This is a genomic window from Roseovarius sp. CAU 1744 (assembly GCF_039839345.1).
In the GTDB taxonomy this organism is placed as follows: domain Bacteria; phylum Pseudomonadota; class Alphaproteobacteria; order Rhodobacterales; family Rhodobacteraceae; genus Roseovarius.
The window spans coordinates 14,297-29,491 of the sequence record NZ_JBDOQV010000008.1; the positions used below are offsets into that span (position 1 = coordinate 14,297).

The following is a 15,195-nucleotide window of genomic DNA, read 5'->3' on the forward strand; positions in this document are numbered from 1 at the left end:
CATGCCGTTGATCCGAGTGGAATTGATGGAAGGCCGGGATATCGCGCAAAAGCGCGAACTGGCCCGGCAACTGACCGAGGTTTTCGTCGCGGTCTGTGGCGGCAAGCCTGCGGCGGTGCAGGTGTTGATCGACGACAAGTCACCGGGCGACTGGGCCGTGGCGGGCCAGTTGCTGTGCGACCGGAATGGCACGTAGCCGCGCGGCGGCCGGATCGCGGCGCGGGCGCGGGGCGGTCGTCTTCGTTCATGGCAACGCCTCGACAAAGGCGATCTGGGACGGGGTGATCGCGGCCATGCCCAACGCCTATCGGTGCGTCGCTTTCGACCTGCCCGGGCATGGCGCCCGTGAACGTGAAGACATCCGCGGTTTCGAGGAATTCACCGAGGCGCTGATAGGCGCGATGGACGGGCTGGGATCAGAACCGGTGCATCTTGTGGGGCATTCCCTGGGCGGTCTGGTCTGTGCTGACATCGCGCGCCGGTTTCCCGACAGGATCAGAACGCTCTGCCTTCTGGCCACGCCCTTTGACAGAACACCCCAACAGTTTGAGGCCGCGTCCGCGTTTCTGGGCAGGGTGGAGCGGGAGGGGCTGTTTGAAAACCTCAGCCGGATGAAGGATCGATGGTATTCCGAGGAATTTTCCCGCCGAAATCCCGATGTCATCTCGGCCCGGCTGGCACAACTGAGAAAGATGGATGCAGGCAGGTTCCTCGCCACCTACCGACTCTACATCGACAAGAACAACGAAACAAACGCGGCCGACCTGCAAATGCCGGTGTTCTTGCTGTCAGGCGCCATGGCCGACGGCTTTGACACGTCCCATCAGTGCCACCTTGCGGAACGCCACGCCAACATTACCTGCCTGCACTATCCCGGCATGAAGAACGGCATCCTGACCGAGTGCCCGGCCCGTATTGCCAGGGATCTGGATGAATTTTTCACCGCCCATTGCCCCGCGGCAATGCTCCGGGGACACGACTGATGAAAGCACCGCTGACCGCCATCGTGACGAATAGCTGCCGAAAGGAGTTGGATTTCGCACCGGGATCGGCAGAGTTGATCCTACAGTCACGAACAGCCGGCGAAGGTTCGAAACGGAAAATGGCGTCAACGCGGATTACAAACTGGAACCTGCTGCACACATTTGTGGTGATTGCCGAGCAGCAAAGCCTGTCCAAGGCGGCGACTGTGCTGGGGCGTGGCCAACCGGCGGTCAGCGCCGCGCTCAAGAACCTGGAAGACCAGCTCAATTGCGAACTCGCGCATCGCGGCCCGAAGGAATTCAAGCTGACCGAGGCGGGCATAACGCTCTACCAGGAAGCGCGCGACATCTGTAATTCGATCGAACGGGTGTCAGGCCAGGTGTCGGATGTGGGCAATCAGCTCAAGGGTACGGTCAACGTGGCGCTCGCCAGTCACATGATCAGTCCGATCCTGGATCAGGTGTTCGTGGAATTTCACGATAGCCATCCTGACGTCAGCTTCTCGATGACCGTCCTGCGCATTCCTGAAATCCTCGACCGGATCGGTCGCGGGCTGAATTCCTTCGGGATTGCACCGATCTCGAAAAAGCGCAGCGATCTCGATTATTTCCACCTTTATCGCGAATATTGCGGGTTTTACTGTGGGCCGAGGCACAAGTTCTTTGGCCGGACCGACCTGACAATTGCGGACCTCGAAGGCGAAAAAGCCGTCACCTACCCATCGGCGGTTTTTTCGGACGAGCTTCAGTCCATTGCCGATATGCGCAAACAGATGAAATTCGCCGATCCGTTCGCGGGCGTGTCCAACAATACCGAAGAGCTTTTGCGGCTGATCGTGGCGGGGCTTGGGATCGGGCCGATTCCGATCCATGTGGCAGAGCGTGAGGTAGGCAACGGGTTGTTGTGGCGCCTGCCTCCCTACGAGAATTCGATGGAGATTGATGTGTTTCTCATCACCAACCCGCAGGTGCAGCCCAATCGCAGCGAACGGGCGTTCGTTCACGCGCTGCGGGACATCGTTGATGGATTGACCCTGGAAGAGCGCACATACCCTTGAAAAAGGGAGTGTTTTCAAAAGCGTCCCCGCCTGAAAAAAAGGAGTGAGGTTGATCCAGCACAGAGACTGTGCCGCCCGGCAGGGGCGGCCTGCAAAATCAGGCAACACGCGGATCGACTTCCCCGGGAGGCACCGATCAGGTGGCCGGGCGCAAGATCTCCTCGAGCCAGTCGAGAAACACCGCAAGGCGGCGTAAGCCCGAAGCGCGCGTGAGATAAAGCGCGGTGATGTCCAGCGGGTCGGCCTCCAGCGCCTCTGGGAAGAGGGGCACAAGGCGACCCGCTGCAAGGTCGTCGGCCACCATGAAATCGGAAAACCGCGCGATTCCGAGGCCTGCAATCACCAACTGACGCACCGCTTCGCCATTCGTGGCGGTCACGATGGGGCGGGGGCGCACCAGCTCAGGTACTCCCTTGAACCGCAGATCGTTGATGTGCTCCGGCGCGGCGAACCGGACCTGACCGAAATCGGCCAGATCCTCGGGGCGTTCGGGGTAGCCATGCCGGTCGAGATAGGACGGTGCGCCAACCAGCGTCCAACCAGTCTGCCCGAGGCGGCGGCGCAGCATCCTGCTGTCCCGCAACGGGCCGAACCGGATCGCCACGTCGGCATGGCTGCCGAACAGGTCGACGACGGCATCGTTCATGTCGAGCGTCAGGTCGATCTCCGGGTAACGAAGGTGGAAACCGCAGAGCCTTGGTGCGATGCCGTGCAGGACGAAGGGCACGGGCGCATCGACCCGCAGCGGGCCACGCGGTGCGCGGCTTTGCGTCGCCAGTTCGGTCAGGCCCTCGGCGCGCGAAACGATCTCGCGCGCGGCCTGCATCAGGTCGCGCCCCTCCGGCGTCAGTTCGATCGCCTGCGTACTGCGCCGCAGAAGCGTAACGCCCAGTTCAGCCTCCAGTCGCGAAACGGTACGGCTGAGTGTCGAGGGGGCGCTGTTCAGGAACCGGCCGGCCTCGGCGAACCCGCCGTGGTCAACCACCGAGAGGAAGACAGCCAGATCCCTCGTTTGTGGTAATTCGTGCATCTGACGCAAAAGCCTTTTGAAAATCTGTCTGTTCACGCAAAGGTTAACCCGCGCCATCTTCCGGGTCGAGACAGAATTCAACCTTGGAGATACCCAATGCCCTTCGCCCTTTGGGCGCTAACGATCAGCGCCTTTGCCGTCGGAACGACCGAGTTCGTGATCGTCGGCCTCATTCCCACCATCGCCGCCGATCTCGGCGTCTCGCTGCCCTCGGCCGGTTTGCTGGTCAGCCTCTACGCGCTGGGGGTCACCATCGGCGCGCCGGTCCTGACTGCGCTGGCCGGCAACCTGCCGCGCAAGCGATTGCTGCTGGCGCTGCTGGCGTTGTTCATCGCCGGCAACGCCTTTGCCGCCTTTGCGCCCGGTTATGACAGCCTGATCGTCGCGCGCTTCATCACCGGTCTTGCGCATGGCGTGTTCTTCGCCATCGCTTCGACCATCGCAACCGACCTTGTCGACCGAGACAAGGAAAGCTCGGCCATCGCGCTGGTCTTCATGGGCCTGACCGTGGCGCTCGTCACCGGTGTTCCGCTGGGCACGTGGATCGGTCAGAGCTTCGGCTGGCAATCCACCTTTCTTGGCGTCGTCCTGCTGGGTCTGATCGGCTTTGTCGCCTCGTTGCTGCTGGTGCCATCCAACCTGCGGCGGGCCGAGGCGCCCTCGCTCAGAGCGCAGGTCCAGGTGCTGACATCGCCCCGACTGCTGCTGGTCTACCTGATCACGGCGGTGGGATACGGCGGCAACTTCATCGCCTTCACATTCCTCGCGCCGATGCTGACCGACGTGACCGGCCTGACCGCGGGCGCCGTCAGCCTGGTGATACTGCTCTACGGTGCCTCGGTGGCGGCGGGCAACATCATCGGCGGCAAACTGGCTGACCGGATGGGACCGGTTCCATCGCTGACCATCATCTTCGCCGGGCTGGCGATAATGCTGGTGGCGCTCGGCCTGGCCCTGACGAATGTGGCCCTCACCATCGCCGTCATCGGCCTTTGGGGTGGCTTCGCCTTCGCCAATGTTCCGCCGCTGCAATCCTATGTGGTGCAGATCGCGCGCGAGGTGGCCCCGGGCGCCGTCGATGTCGCTTCGGGCCTCAATATCGGCGCCTTCAACCTTGGGATCGCGCTGGGGGCATGGGCCGGTGGTCTTGTCGTGGAGGGGATCGGCCTTGCCGCTGCTCCCTATGTCGGTGCCATCGTCGTCGCGGCGGGCATCGCCCTCGTGCGCCTGTCGGGGCAACTCGATCGCGGCGCGGCGTCCGTCCCGGCGGAATGACCTCAAGGAACGGCGCGACCCCTGCGGCGTTACTCAATCTGACTTTCACAGACAAGGAGACAGACATGTCCATCAAGAATATCGGACCCGCCGGCATTCCCAATCTGGGTCTCGGCACTTTCAGGATGCTCGCCGGTGAAACCCGCGACATCGTAGCCGCCGCGCTGGCGGAGGGCTACCGCCACATCGACACCGCACAGGCCTACGAGAACGAGGCTGAAGTCGGCGAGGGGCTGCGCGCAAGCGGCCTGCCGCGCGACGAGGTCTTCGTAACCACGAAGATCCTGCCAAGGGATTTCGGCGCCGGCGCATTCCGGGTCGCCGCCGAACGGTCCCTGAGGGCGCTCGGCACCGACCACATCGACCTTCTGTTGCTGCACTGGCCCTCGCGCGAGGTGCCACTATCGGAAACGCTGCCGGTGCTCGATGCGCTGATCGAAGAGGGCAAGGTGCGCTTTGGCGGCATCTCGAATTTCACCATCGCGCAGACGCAGGAGGCCGGGCGTATCCTCAAGGCGCCGGTTGCGGCCAACCAGGTCGAGCTTCATCCCTTTATCGACCAATCCAAGCTTCTTGCACATCTTGAGGCGCACAGCATTCCGTTCGAGGCCTATTCACCGCTGGCGCAGGGGAAGGTGATGCGGGATCCGGTCCTGAAAGAGATCGCGGAGGCGCATGACACCTCTGCCGCCGCGGTTGCCGTGGCATGGCTATTGCAGAAGCCGAACGGGGTCGCCATCCCGAAGACGGCAAAAAAGGCACGCCTTGCCGGGAACCTTGCCGCGGCCGAGATCACCCTGACCGCCGAAGAGGTCGACCGTATCGAAGGGCTGGCACGCCCGGATGGCCGCATCGTGTCCCCAGACAATCTTGCGCCCAATTGGGACTGAGGCAAGAAACCCACGAAAGGGAAGAACCTGAAGGCAAAGACATCGCTGGTGCCCGGCGCGAAGAACTGGCGACGCCGTCCTACCTGCAAGAGGATGTGGGTCACGGCACGCGCTGACAGCGGGGAAAAAGCCACGGGATTGCAGGGCATCGTGCCGTTCCTGCTGGAACGCCTCTCCTGATCGAGCGTCCTAATCCGGGCCATAAGAAAACGGCGCGGCCAGGTGGTCGGGCCGTTGTCGTTTGTTCCCGCTGACGGTGACCGGGCACCGTGTTTCGCCGACATCCATGAGGCCTTCGGCATTCAAAAATACCATTTGCGTCCGGATCGGATAAACTGGGTTTGCAGCGACAACGCTTCACCAGCTTGGCCAAGAGGGTACCCGATGAACATCGCAGAGCCGCAGAAGAAGAAATATCTGCGCGCCTGTCCGCTATTCGAAGGTCTGCAAAACGATGTGATCACGCGGCTGGCGTCAAGGGCGCACGGCGTATTCCTGCCGCGTGGCAAGGTTCTGTTCCATCAGGGCGATCCCTCGAATGGGCTCTATGTCGTCTGCTCGGGTCTGGTCCGGGTCAGTATCACCGATGAAGAGGGGCATGTCCTGACTCTGGCATTGCCGGAAATCGGCACGCCGCTGGGTGAATTGGCGCTTGTCAAACCGTATCCCAGATCTGCCACGGTTTCTGCGCTCGAAGACAGTCTTCTTCTTCACCTCGAAACCACGACCATGGTCGAGCTGCTGGATGAGAAATCGGCGCTGGCCAGTCACTTGATCGACTTTCTGTCGCAACGGCTGCGGCAGTCTAACGACATTCTGCACGATCTGGCATTTGCATCCCTCAAGCAGCGGTTGCTTCACAAGCTTGCCGAACTGGGTTGCCAACACGGCGAACTGCGCAAGGATGTTCTGGATCTGAGGCGAAAGTTTTCCCAGAATGCGCTTGCTGAGATGCTGGGTGTTACCAGGGAAGCAGTGAACAAGCAACTCAAGTTACTGCAAAAGCACGGTCTGATCGTGATGCAGGACGGGATCATCCAAGTTCAGCGGCCAGCAGAAATCCTGAGAAATTTCCCAGAATCGTGAAGCCGTTCACAGCGGTAGAACGAAAGACCGGCAATATTGGTCTTGGAATTAGATCTTAGAACTCAGGATTTCGGGGTTTACCCCTCTTTCGTTTCAGAGACGGATCCGGACATTATCGATCCGGAACCTGGACAGGGTAGCACAGTCCGCTGCGCAATATCGCTTTGACTTGACGACATTTTTCTGCCGATTCGCGGAAAAAGAAGGCCCTTTTTAGGGTCCGGGACAAGTTTGTCAGGGGAAAGAAGGGTACCGCGCCCCGTATTCCGACCATCGCACGAGTTGTGCCGTTCACCAGCGTCTCCGCCGGGAACGAGGAAAGCGAGACATGCCCATGCTGAACCCCGCCACAACCGACGTTTCAACCCATAGTTGGACCGCATTCAGGGGCGTGCCAGCGTTGTCGCCGGCGCAGGTCGGTCTGATCTGCACATGGGGCGCGATGATCTTGTACGCCGCTTCCAATTCCATCGTTTCGCTGCTTGTCTCGATAGGAGAAACGATGCCGGTTGCAGATGGTCGTAATGCGATCACCTACATGAATCTCCTGCTTCTGGGGTCTCTACTCTCGATCGTGCCGCTGGTAATTCTGTTTCGGCACGAGCTGCAACCAGCCGTCTTCCGTCAGATGACCCGCCGGAACTGGGGCTATCTGGTGTTGTCCTCGTTTTTCTCCTCGGCGGTGACGCCGGGGCTGTTTTTCTATGCGTTGGCCCACACGAGCGTGACCAACATCGTGCTGGTCACCCGGGTCGAACCACCGCTTTTCCTGCTGGCGACCTGGCTCATTCTGAATGAGCGGTTCAGCAGCAGGGCCATGTGCGCAGGTCTTGTGGCCCTGTCCGGTGCCGTCGTGATGATCGGCATGCGCGAAGGGGCCGGGCTTGATGCGCTTGGCAAGGGCGAATGGGCAACGCTTGCCGCCACCCTGTCCTATATCACTTCCGCGCTGATCACCCGCAGAAGCCTGCAAGAGATCCCGATCGGCCTGTTTTCCGTCGGGCGGACGATCCTGGGGTCGGCGATCTATTTTGCGCTGGTCTGCGCGATTGTGGGTCCGGACGCGTTCAGGGATATCTTTGCGCCGGTTCTCTGGTCGTGGATCTGGCTCTATGTCGGCACGGTCATCGTGCTCGCACAGATCGCGTGGAACATTGCGCTCAAACATGCGCGCTCTGAAACCTTGACGCTCGCGAATTCGTTTTCACCGCTCGCCGCCATTCTGATCGCGATGGCGCTGCTTGGCGAGGTGCCCGGACCGGGGTTCGTTCCAGGTGCGGCGCTCATCCTGTTTTCGATCCTGCTCAGCCGCGAAGCCGCCGCCGCCAAGGCCTGTCTGACCGGCGCATTCAACAGTCGGATATCACCACATTTTTACACCGCATCGTCGCGGTCAGCACAGAGCCCACTGTCACGTTACGAAACTGGCAACAGCGGAATTCGTCGGGAAATCCCGGAAAAGTGTGATCGCGATCACAGCGTTCAGGGACAAGGGCGTTCAGGTTGAGGGCAGGGGAACGGGGACTATCCCAACGCGTACTACCGGCGATCTTGAATTTTCCCTGATCGCGAAGCGCTCTGCTCTGCCAATTGTCGCAGCCTGGAGACTTTCGAGTTTTCGAAGCGGTGCGCAGAACGCGTGGGATTGGTGGCGAGTAACCGATCGTACCGTTTTCCGAAGCTGGATGTTTATTTTTTGCATCTGCATCCGTGATTAGTACCAGTGATTTTCATTACGAGTCAGCGCCCTCTGTCAGTCGGAAACTTGTCTGAAGGCAAATTTCCGGCTGCCAGGGGGCCATTATTTCTGGCTGGGCCAATCCCCATTGACGCTGACCACGTAGCTGTCAGACAAAATCCCGCCAGTCTTGATCCGGCGCTGCGGCGTTTGTTGATCTTCGCAGCCCGGAGGGGCCGAACTGATACCGCCAAAATAGAAGGCGTTCGTGGCGTGTGTCGCTGTGAAGGCATGGCCCCTGATGGTCCGTAGAAGCCGCAGGTGGCTACAGAGCTCTCCTCTGGAGCTTCCTCAAGACAGATCCGCATGATTCAAGCATCTTTTCCACGCAGGCATCATTGCCGCTGTCCAGCTGTATCTCAACGGATTTGGCCGTATTCGCAAGATCGGTCTCACCAAAGCTGGCTGCACTGCCGGATAGTCGGTGAGCAAGGTAGGAAATTCTATCTCTGTCCCCTTCTTGCACGGCTTTTTTCAGGTCGGAATAACCTTCCTCCAACGCCTCTTTGAACGTCATCAGAACGCTTTCGAATTCCTCGTCGCTCATGAGCTCCTTGAGCCGTGACATCCTGTTGTTCGGGTCCGAAGCGTTTGGCGTGTCACCTTGTGGCTGTATTCCGATGGCGGATCTGATTGCGCCATACAGAACTTTCTCGTCCAGAGGTTTGGAAACGACGGCATCGAAACCGGCCGCTGCATATTTCGCAAGATCATCGGGCATCACGTTTGCGGTGACAGCGATGGCCGCGATTTCCCTGTCGGGGGATTCCGCGTGTGATGCGTCTCTGAGGTCAAGGACAAGCTGAACGCCGGTGATGTCCGGCAGGCGTATGTCGGTAATGATACAATCGGTACGTTCTGGCCGGAAAATCCTCTTTGCATCTGTGCCATTGGACGCGGCAAAGACGGTGTGCCCGTCATGTTCCAGCAGGCTTCTGAGTATTTCCATGCTGGTCGGATCATCTTCGACGATCAGCACTCGCTGAGGCGCGCCGACGGTGGTGGCGGTCTCAGGCAGCTCCGGTTGCGGCAACCGATCCGTCACGGCCTGGAACGGAAGGACTACCCGGAAAGTAGTTCCTTCGCCGAGGTTGCTCTTGACAGAGACCTCTCCGTCCAAAGAGGCAACAAGCCCGCGAACGATCGACAGCCCCAAACCCGTGCCACCCATCTTGCGAGCATCGACATTGGACGCCTGCGAGAAGGGTTCGAAAATTCCATCCAGTTGATCGTCGGGGACGCCGATGCCGGTATCGCTGACCGTAAACGCCACGGAATGTTTCGATTGCTCAAACGACAGCGACACAAAGCCCTTGTGGGTGAATTTCACGGCGTTTCCGAGAAGGTTAAGAAGGATGTGCCTCAGATGGCCGCTGTTGCCCAGGATGTAAATTTCATCGTCAAAACGGGGAATGGTCAGTTGCAGGTTCTTCGATCGTGCCAATGGTCGTAGAACCGCCTCCAGATCCTGGAAAATCTCGGACAGGTTGAATGGCCGCAGTTCAGAACTCTCGGCGTTTTCCTCCAGCCTCGCGATGTTGAGGACGTCGTCTATCAGGTTTCTCATGGCGAGGCTTGATCGCTCGATCTCGTCAAGCCTCTGGTCGAGCGACACGCGGTCGCGTTTCCCCAGCTTGATGAGACGGATGTTTCCGACGATACCGTTGAGCGGTGTGCGCAGTTCGTGGCTTGCGGTCGCCAGAAACTGCGATTTGGCGTCATTTGCCTTTTCGGCCTCCCGCCGCGCCTTTTCCAGGTAAACGCTCTGAACGAAGTTCGCTCGCAATGTTTTCTCCGAGAACAGCTTTGCATAGAGGCCCATCAGGACAACCGAGAACAGAACAAAAGATGGTCCGATCCAGGTGCTGATGTCGCGATCCGCACCGGTGCTGTCAAACACCAGATAATAGGAAATCGGCACGAAGAGCAGCAATTGCAAAGCGGCTGAATGGGAAAACACGAATGGCAGAAAGACGGTGCCGGCAAGGCTGATCAAGGCAAAGCGATACAAGAAATCTTTTGACTCGTGCTGATCCGAGAATGCGAAGGCTGCCCAAATAATCAGGTACATGAAGGACCAGCCAACCGAAATGATGACTGGTAGTGAACGGGCGGGAAGTTTGTGGGAGAAGAAGTAGAGCCCGAAAATGAAGGTGATAATGACTGACCTTGCGCCCCAGACGGCGAGGTCTGCACCGGCGAATGTCCGGCTTCGCAGAACGAAAATCTCGAGAAGGGCAAAAATGACGTAGAAGGATGCACCGAACAGCAGCGCGGTCCGAAATTGACCACGCGTGGATTCAAAATACCAGTCGCGGTATTTGCTCTCCACCTTGGCATCAACGAAGTTCTGGGTGACTGCGTTGATCGCCTCGTCATATATGTAAGCGCGCGCTTTCAACTTCGTACCAAACCCAACCTGTATCCAACACCTTGAACTGTAACGATAATCTTTTTTCCATCATGCCCGTTCGACAGCTTTTTCCGAATTTTTGCCACCAGTGCATCAATCGTGCGCTCGCCTGCGTCGTGGTCCGGCGATAGCGCTACGGCGTCCAGCAGAACGGCGCGTGACAGCACCCGCCCGTTTGCATTCACGATGGCCATCAAGACGTCGAACTCGGCCCGGGTCAGCGGAGCGGTCTCTTTTCGCTCGTTCCAGACGCGCCGGCTGTCGAGGTCAATCTCAATTGCACCCAGGGTGACGTGAGATGCCTTGATCGACGCTTCATCGCTTGATCCGCTGCGCCGAAGAACAGCGTTGATCCGCGATAGCAGTTCATCCGGGTCGAACGGCTTTGTAATGTAATCGTCGCCCCCGACGTCCAAGCCGCTGATCTTGTCACCTGTGCTGTCCCTGGAGGACAGGAATATGATCGGCGGCTCCGAGGATTTCGCGCGCATGGACCGCGCAAGAACCAACCCGTCTTCGTCCGGCAATCCAAGATCAAGTAGCGCAAGGTCCACTGTTGATGACGCAAGGATTGCCCGCGCGTCAGCAACGCTGGATGCTTTGAGAACGCTGAAATGTGGTCTTAACAGAGCTGCCGTCAGAGCAAGCAAGGACGGATCGTCTTCGACCAGCAATATGCTTCGCTTTTTCACGGTTCCTTTCCCAAAATGCACCACCGGTCCAAGATTGCACCCAGATGGCTATCGTAAAATACGCGGGATCTTACTTCTATCTGAAGCGAAAGTCGCCTGACTCACAACCCCAGGGTGGGTCAAAAGCAGGCCTGGTAACATTCCATTAACATCTTGGTCGTCACGCGTTTACACGCCGTGGTTAGGTTGAGCCATTGAAGTTTTTTTGGGGGCGCAAGCATGCGAAACGTAGCAGTCTTGACAAACGGGTTAGCCAAAGCGGTTTCGCATCCGGCGAACCATGGAACCCTCGGCGACAGTGATATCATATACCCGGACGCCGAAAAAAATGAATGCGCTGCGGATGTCGTGACAAACCTGCATCCCCTGAACCAGGTTGAACAGCTCGGCCGTCATGATCGGGCGATGGCGGATCATTCCCGCCAGAGTCATGACCAGACCGGCGGCCAACGTTTCCTGACCACGATCATGATGACGGATGCGGTCAATTCCACCGAAATGGCGGCGCGGGTGGGTGATGAAAATTGGCGGGATGTAATGAACAAACATAACGCCGCGGCGATCCGGACAGTGACACAGAATGGTGGAACGCTGATCAAGTTTCTGGGCGACGGGTTTCTGGCCATGTTTCAATCGCCCAGCAGCGCGATCGCCTGCGCACAGCAGTTCCAATCCGAAGCCAGGGCGTTTGCGCTCTCGGTGCGCGCGGGTATTCACTCAGGAGAATGTCTGCGTATCGCAAATGACGTGACCGGTATTGCGCTGGCGATTACCGCCCGCGTCCTGAACCAGGCGCCGGGTGAGCGGGTCTGGGTGTCGAGCACAGTACGCGACCTTGTCGTTGGGTCAGAACTGGAATTCGTCAAGGTGGGGTCCCGAAAATTGAGGGGTCTGCCGGACGAATGGACGCTTTACGAGGTCGACGGTTGATTTTGATCGGTGGCTGATTCCGGCGGGACAACAGATTTGGTCAGCACGCAGGTCTTCACCTTGTTTCCCGCAGGGAACCGACGGTTAGCGGGTTGATTTGCGCAGGATAATCCACAACGGCCAGTGACGCACTTTCATGACCTCACGAAGAGGCGTGAATACGACAATCATGACAATTCCAAGTGAGAACAAACACCATATCGCGGGCATTTCCGTGGGGCTATCTGTGGTCAGCCATGCCAGGGTTGGTCCGATCAAGAACTGGTAGAGAACGATCTTCCACGAACCCAAGAGCGCCGGAAGGCCGAACATCACAGCGAAATACACCGGAAAATTGAGCTGATACTGGGAACCAATAATCGCTGCCGGAACGCGCTCTCCGATATCGTTGAGCGGTATATGCCAACCGATATGCCAGCTTTCGCGCATTACGCATAGCTTGTCGCTGCACAAAAGACGGCCGGGCCGGCATGGTCCAGCCCATTCAAACGGGAATATCTGTATCAGCAGATATGCCCCCGTCAGCGCGCCGAAGGTAAAAAAGACCGGAGCTATTCGCCGGCGCAGCTCACGCGGAATGAAATACAACGCCAGAAAGCCTGCGAATAACGGCTGAAATGCGATATGTATGTATGCCAACAAAGTGGCAACTTGGTTCTGCGGCAGCGCGCACTGGCCCTCTACAGAGTAGGAGTAGCCCTGAAGTGCCTCGATCGTCGTGAAGTATAGCAACGGTGACCATAGCAGAGCACTGTCACCGCGGGTCACCGATTTGATCGTCGCGGCAACGCCCACCGCAGCAATCGTGTATGATGCCATTCCGTTCCAACACATGGCCGGCCCCGCTTGTGTGTCGCCCTGAACCGTATTCAGTATGCATCCGCGGCCTCTAAGCGAAAGGATTTGTTTTGAACGACGCCATACTGGAGGGTCTTGCGAGTTTTGATTTCCCGCTGAAGGAGATCTGGATCAGCGCCGCTCGGTTCCACTTCCAGAACCTCGAACCCGAGATCAGCCAGTTGTCAGCTGGTTCCCGTGTGCTTGAGATCGGCTGCGGCGCCGGATTGCTGCTGACCATGCTCCGGCAGACAAATCCGAAGATTTTCATGGAAGGCATTGAACCTTTGGCCGGGGGATTCGAGGCAACGGCAGACATGCTTCGTTACTTCCAGTCGCTGGGAACGCTCATAGGCCATCAACCGTATGAAAGCTTCGAGCCGTCTGAGCGGTACGATCTCGTCTACCTGGTAAACGTCATGGAACACCTTCCGGATTGGCGGCATTTCCTGAATACGGTTCCCCGTTTTCTAAAGCCGGACGGGCGATGTCTCGTGCTTTGCCCGAACTACGATTTCCCTTTTGAACCGCATTTCAACCGGCCTGTCATCGGCTCCAAATCTACGATGGCACGCCTCTTTCGGCGGCGTATCGCATGGGTTGAAGACACCTACGGCGTGCATGGGCTATGGGACAGTTTGAATTTCGTGCGCCTGTCGGAAATCAAACGTCAACTTGCGGACACCCCGCTAAGTTTGAAGGTTCGGCACGACGTGTCGGACCGCATGATCGCGCGGTTCGACACGGACGATGTCTATAGAAACCACCTGGCCTTCATAGGTGCATTCGGAAAGATCCTGAAAGGTCTTCGCGTGACGAAATTGCTGCGTCTGAAGCGGCTCGAGAACCTCCAGCCATACATTTTCCTGGAGTTCCGGTATCGGCCAGCTTCAGAAAATTTAGCGGCGAAAGAGGCATTGCCGTAAGTCGCAACCGGTCGTGGCGCAATGAAAACAGGGCGCCGAAGGCGGATCTTCATGGCTGTTGCCCGTGCCGCCAGGTTGACAGAATGCCGGGATTGAGTTTCGCTTGGCCTGTCTGCCCGATATATTCCAGGGCATATTTTCAGATTGTACAGTGAATAGTATTGCGTTGAGGTTCCAATCCGTTTTCGCAAAGAGATCCGGAGATGCAAACAATCAAGGTGCCGCGCATCTACGCGCAACCCGATGACCGACAGGCTTGGAAGTCCTTGTTTGTAAGTGTTGCGATTGTTGTCTTGGGCCTGGGGATACCAGCAGTTCATGCCGCGTCATGGCTGGCCTTGTTCTTCGGCGCTCTGTTCTTTGCTGTTGGCATTCTGAGGCTGTATTCCATTCAGCATGACTGCGGGCATTACAGTTATTTTTCGGACCGCGGTCTCAACGACCTGGCCGGGGGGTGCATGTCGGTGTTTTCAGGCATTGCGCATAGTGTGCTGAGGTATAATCACAACCTGCACCATGCCCATCTCGGAGACCTGTCGCACCGCGATGCTCACGAGGTCTTTGTAATGACCAGGCAGGAATACGAATGCGCACCCGTTGCGCGCAAGATGCTTTATCGGCTGTATCGCCACCCCGTCACTCTGTTTCTGATTGGTCCGCTGCTGATTTATTTTCTCAGGTATCGCTGGCCTCGAAACACGAGCAAAGTAAGCATTCGCGATGTTATCCTCCAGAATCTGGCCATGTTCTGCTTTTGGGCACTGGTTGTCGCGCTACTGGGATGGTGGTCGTTCTACGCTTTGCTTTTGGGAAGTTTCTTTGCCGGCAGCTTCGGCATCTTCGTGGTCTATGTCGGGCATAATTTCGAGGAAACCTATTGGAGAGGGCAAGAGCGACGCGATGCGCGGATGGTGGCGCTGCACGGGGCCAGTTCGCTCAGACTTGGCCGTGTCGTCGATTTTGTCCTTCTTAATTTCGGCTATCACGACCTGCACCACTTCAATACAAAGATTCCCTGCTACAATCTCAAGCGCTGCAATGCAGCCATTGCGGATGATTGGAACCGGGCCGTGATAGGGCCAGCAGATGCCATCCAGAGTTTGCGGTGGCGGTTGTGGGACGAGGCGTCTGAAAGGATGATCCCCTTCCCGCAAACACTTGTGCAGGAACTCCTGCCAAGGTTTCGCCGGTATTGTTGACATGATTCAGCCAGCGCAGGCAAGCGACTGGATACCGTCCCTGACCTCGTTCAATGGTTGCTGTCGTGCCTGATTTTATTATCTTCAGAGCGCTCGGACGCGCTGTCAGACGACCTCGAGAACATCTGCAGACAGACG

At 58.1% G+C, this 15,195-nt stretch carries 15 protein-coding genes; 10 read left to right on the forward strand and 5 right to left on the reverse strand.

What is annotated here, in order from left to right:
* Position 1: 1 nt before the first annotated feature.
* From AAFO92_RS16360 to AAFO92_RS16370, 3 genes are read left to right on the forward strand one after another with little or no spacing between them, the layout of a single operon-like run.
* Positions 2-196 carry a tautomerase family protein gene (locus tag AAFO92_RS16360; RefSeq protein ID WP_347536898.1) on the forward strand — a complete coding sequence of 65 codons (195 nt, stop codon included), beginning with the start codon at positions 2-4 and terminating at the stop codon, positions 194-196.
* Positions 186-983: an alpha/beta fold hydrolase gene (locus tag AAFO92_RS16365; protein ID WP_347536900.1), complete on the forward strand. Its 798-nt coding sequence runs from the start codon at positions 186-188 to the stop codon at positions 981-983. The genes AAFO92_RS16360 and AAFO92_RS16365 overlap by 11 nt, the downstream gene beginning before the upstream one ends.
* The gene (locus AAFO92_RS16370) at positions 983-2,041 is read left to right on the forward strand and encodes a LysR family transcriptional regulator (protein WP_347536902.1); all 1,059 of its coding nucleotides are present in this window, start codon (positions 983-985) and stop codon (positions 2,039-2,041) included. The genes AAFO92_RS16365 and AAFO92_RS16370 overlap by 1 nt, the downstream gene beginning before the upstream one ends.
* Before the next feature lie 136 nt (positions 2,042-2,177).
* On the opposite strand, the gene AAFO92_RS16375 is transcribed toward AAFO92_RS16370, so the two are convergent.
* Positions 2,178-3,071, reverse strand: a complete 894-nt coding sequence (locus tag AAFO92_RS16375) for a LysR family transcriptional regulator (RefSeq protein ID WP_347536904.1) — start codon at positions 3,069-3,071, stop codon at positions 2,178-2,180.
* Between the two features lie 96 nt (positions 3,072-3,167).
* Between AAFO92_RS16375 and AAFO92_RS16380 the strand changes: the two genes are divergently transcribed.
* The 4 genes from AAFO92_RS16380 (at position 3,168) to AAFO92_RS16395 (ending at position 7,829) form a co-directional block, all read left to right on the forward strand.
* Positions 3,168-4,346, forward strand: a complete 1,179-nt coding sequence (locus tag AAFO92_RS16380; RefSeq protein ID WP_347536906.1) for an MFS transporter — start codon at positions 3,168-3,170, stop codon at positions 4,344-4,346.
* A gap of 65 nt (positions 4,347-4,411) precedes the next feature.
* Positions 4,412-5,236: an aldo/keto reductase gene (locus tag AAFO92_RS16385; protein WP_347536908.1), complete on the forward strand. Its 825-nt coding sequence runs from the start codon at positions 4,412-4,414 to the stop codon at positions 5,234-5,236.
* Positions 5,237-5,470: 234 nt separating this feature from the next.
* Positions 5,471-6,322 carry a Crp/Fnr family transcriptional regulator gene (locus AAFO92_RS16390; protein WP_347536909.1) on the forward strand — a complete coding sequence of 284 codons (852 nt, stop codon included), beginning with the start codon at positions 5,471-5,473 and terminating at the stop codon, positions 6,320-6,322.
* A 328-nt stretch (positions 6,323-6,650) separates the two neighbouring features.
* Positions 6,651-7,829, forward strand: coding sequence for a DMT family transporter (locus tag AAFO92_RS16395; protein ID WP_347536911.1), 1,179 nt, complete (start codon positions 6,651-6,653; stop codon positions 7,827-7,829).
* A gap of 496 nt (positions 7,830-8,325) precedes the next feature.
* Here AAFO92_RS16395 and AAFO92_RS16400 read toward each other — a convergent pair whose 3' ends face one another.
* The 3 genes from AAFO92_RS16400 to AAFO92_RS16410 form a co-directional block, all read right to left on the reverse strand.
* Positions 8,326-10,461, reverse strand: a complete 2,136-nt coding sequence (locus AAFO92_RS16400) for an ATP-binding protein (protein WP_347536913.1) — start codon at positions 10,459-10,461, stop codon at positions 8,326-8,328.
* A complete protein-coding gene (locus tag AAFO92_RS16405) occupies positions 10,458-11,165 on the reverse strand; it encodes a response regulator transcription factor (RefSeq protein WP_347536915.1) in 708 nt (235 codons plus the stop codon). Before AAFO92_RS16405 ends, AAFO92_RS16400 begins: the two co-directional genes overlap by 4 nt.
* A 249-nt stretch (positions 11,166-11,414) precedes the next feature.
* Positions 11,415-11,714, reverse strand: a complete 300-nt coding sequence (locus AAFO92_RS16410; protein ID WP_347537334.1) for a hypothetical protein — start codon at positions 11,712-11,714, stop codon at positions 11,415-11,417.
* Here AAFO92_RS16410 and AAFO92_RS16415 point away from each other — a divergent pair.
* Complete coding sequence (locus AAFO92_RS16415; RefSeq protein ID WP_347537323.1) at positions 11,664-12,095, forward strand: adenylate/guanylate cyclase domain-containing protein; 432 nt, start codon at positions 11,664-11,666, stop codon at positions 12,093-12,095. The two genes, AAFO92_RS16410 and AAFO92_RS16415, sit on opposite strands and share 51 nt — an antisense overlap.
* Positions 12,096-12,179: 84 nt before the next feature.
* Here the strand turns inward: AAFO92_RS16415 and AAFO92_RS16420 are convergent, their stop codons facing one another.
* Positions 12,180-12,914 carry a DUF5765 domain-containing protein gene (locus AAFO92_RS16420; protein WP_347536917.1) on the reverse strand — a complete coding sequence of 245 codons (735 nt, stop codon included), beginning with the start codon at positions 12,912-12,914 and terminating at the stop codon, positions 12,180-12,182.
* Positions 12,915-13,003: 89 nt separating this feature from the next.
* On the opposite strand from AAFO92_RS16420, the gene AAFO92_RS16425 reads away from it, so the two are divergent.
* Together AAFO92_RS16425 and AAFO92_RS16430 are read left to right on the forward strand one after the other, a co-directional pair.
* Positions 13,004-13,858 carry a class I SAM-dependent methyltransferase gene (locus AAFO92_RS16425; RefSeq protein WP_347536919.1) on the forward strand — a complete coding sequence of 285 codons (855 nt, stop codon included), beginning with the start codon at positions 13,004-13,006 and terminating at the stop codon, positions 13,856-13,858.
* A 203-nt stretch (positions 13,859-14,061) separates the two neighbouring features.
* Positions 14,062-15,057, forward strand: coding sequence for a fatty acid desaturase (locus AAFO92_RS16430; RefSeq protein ID WP_347536921.1), 996 nt, complete (start codon positions 14,062-14,064; stop codon positions 15,055-15,057).
* Positions 15,058-15,195: the final 138 nt, after the last annotated feature.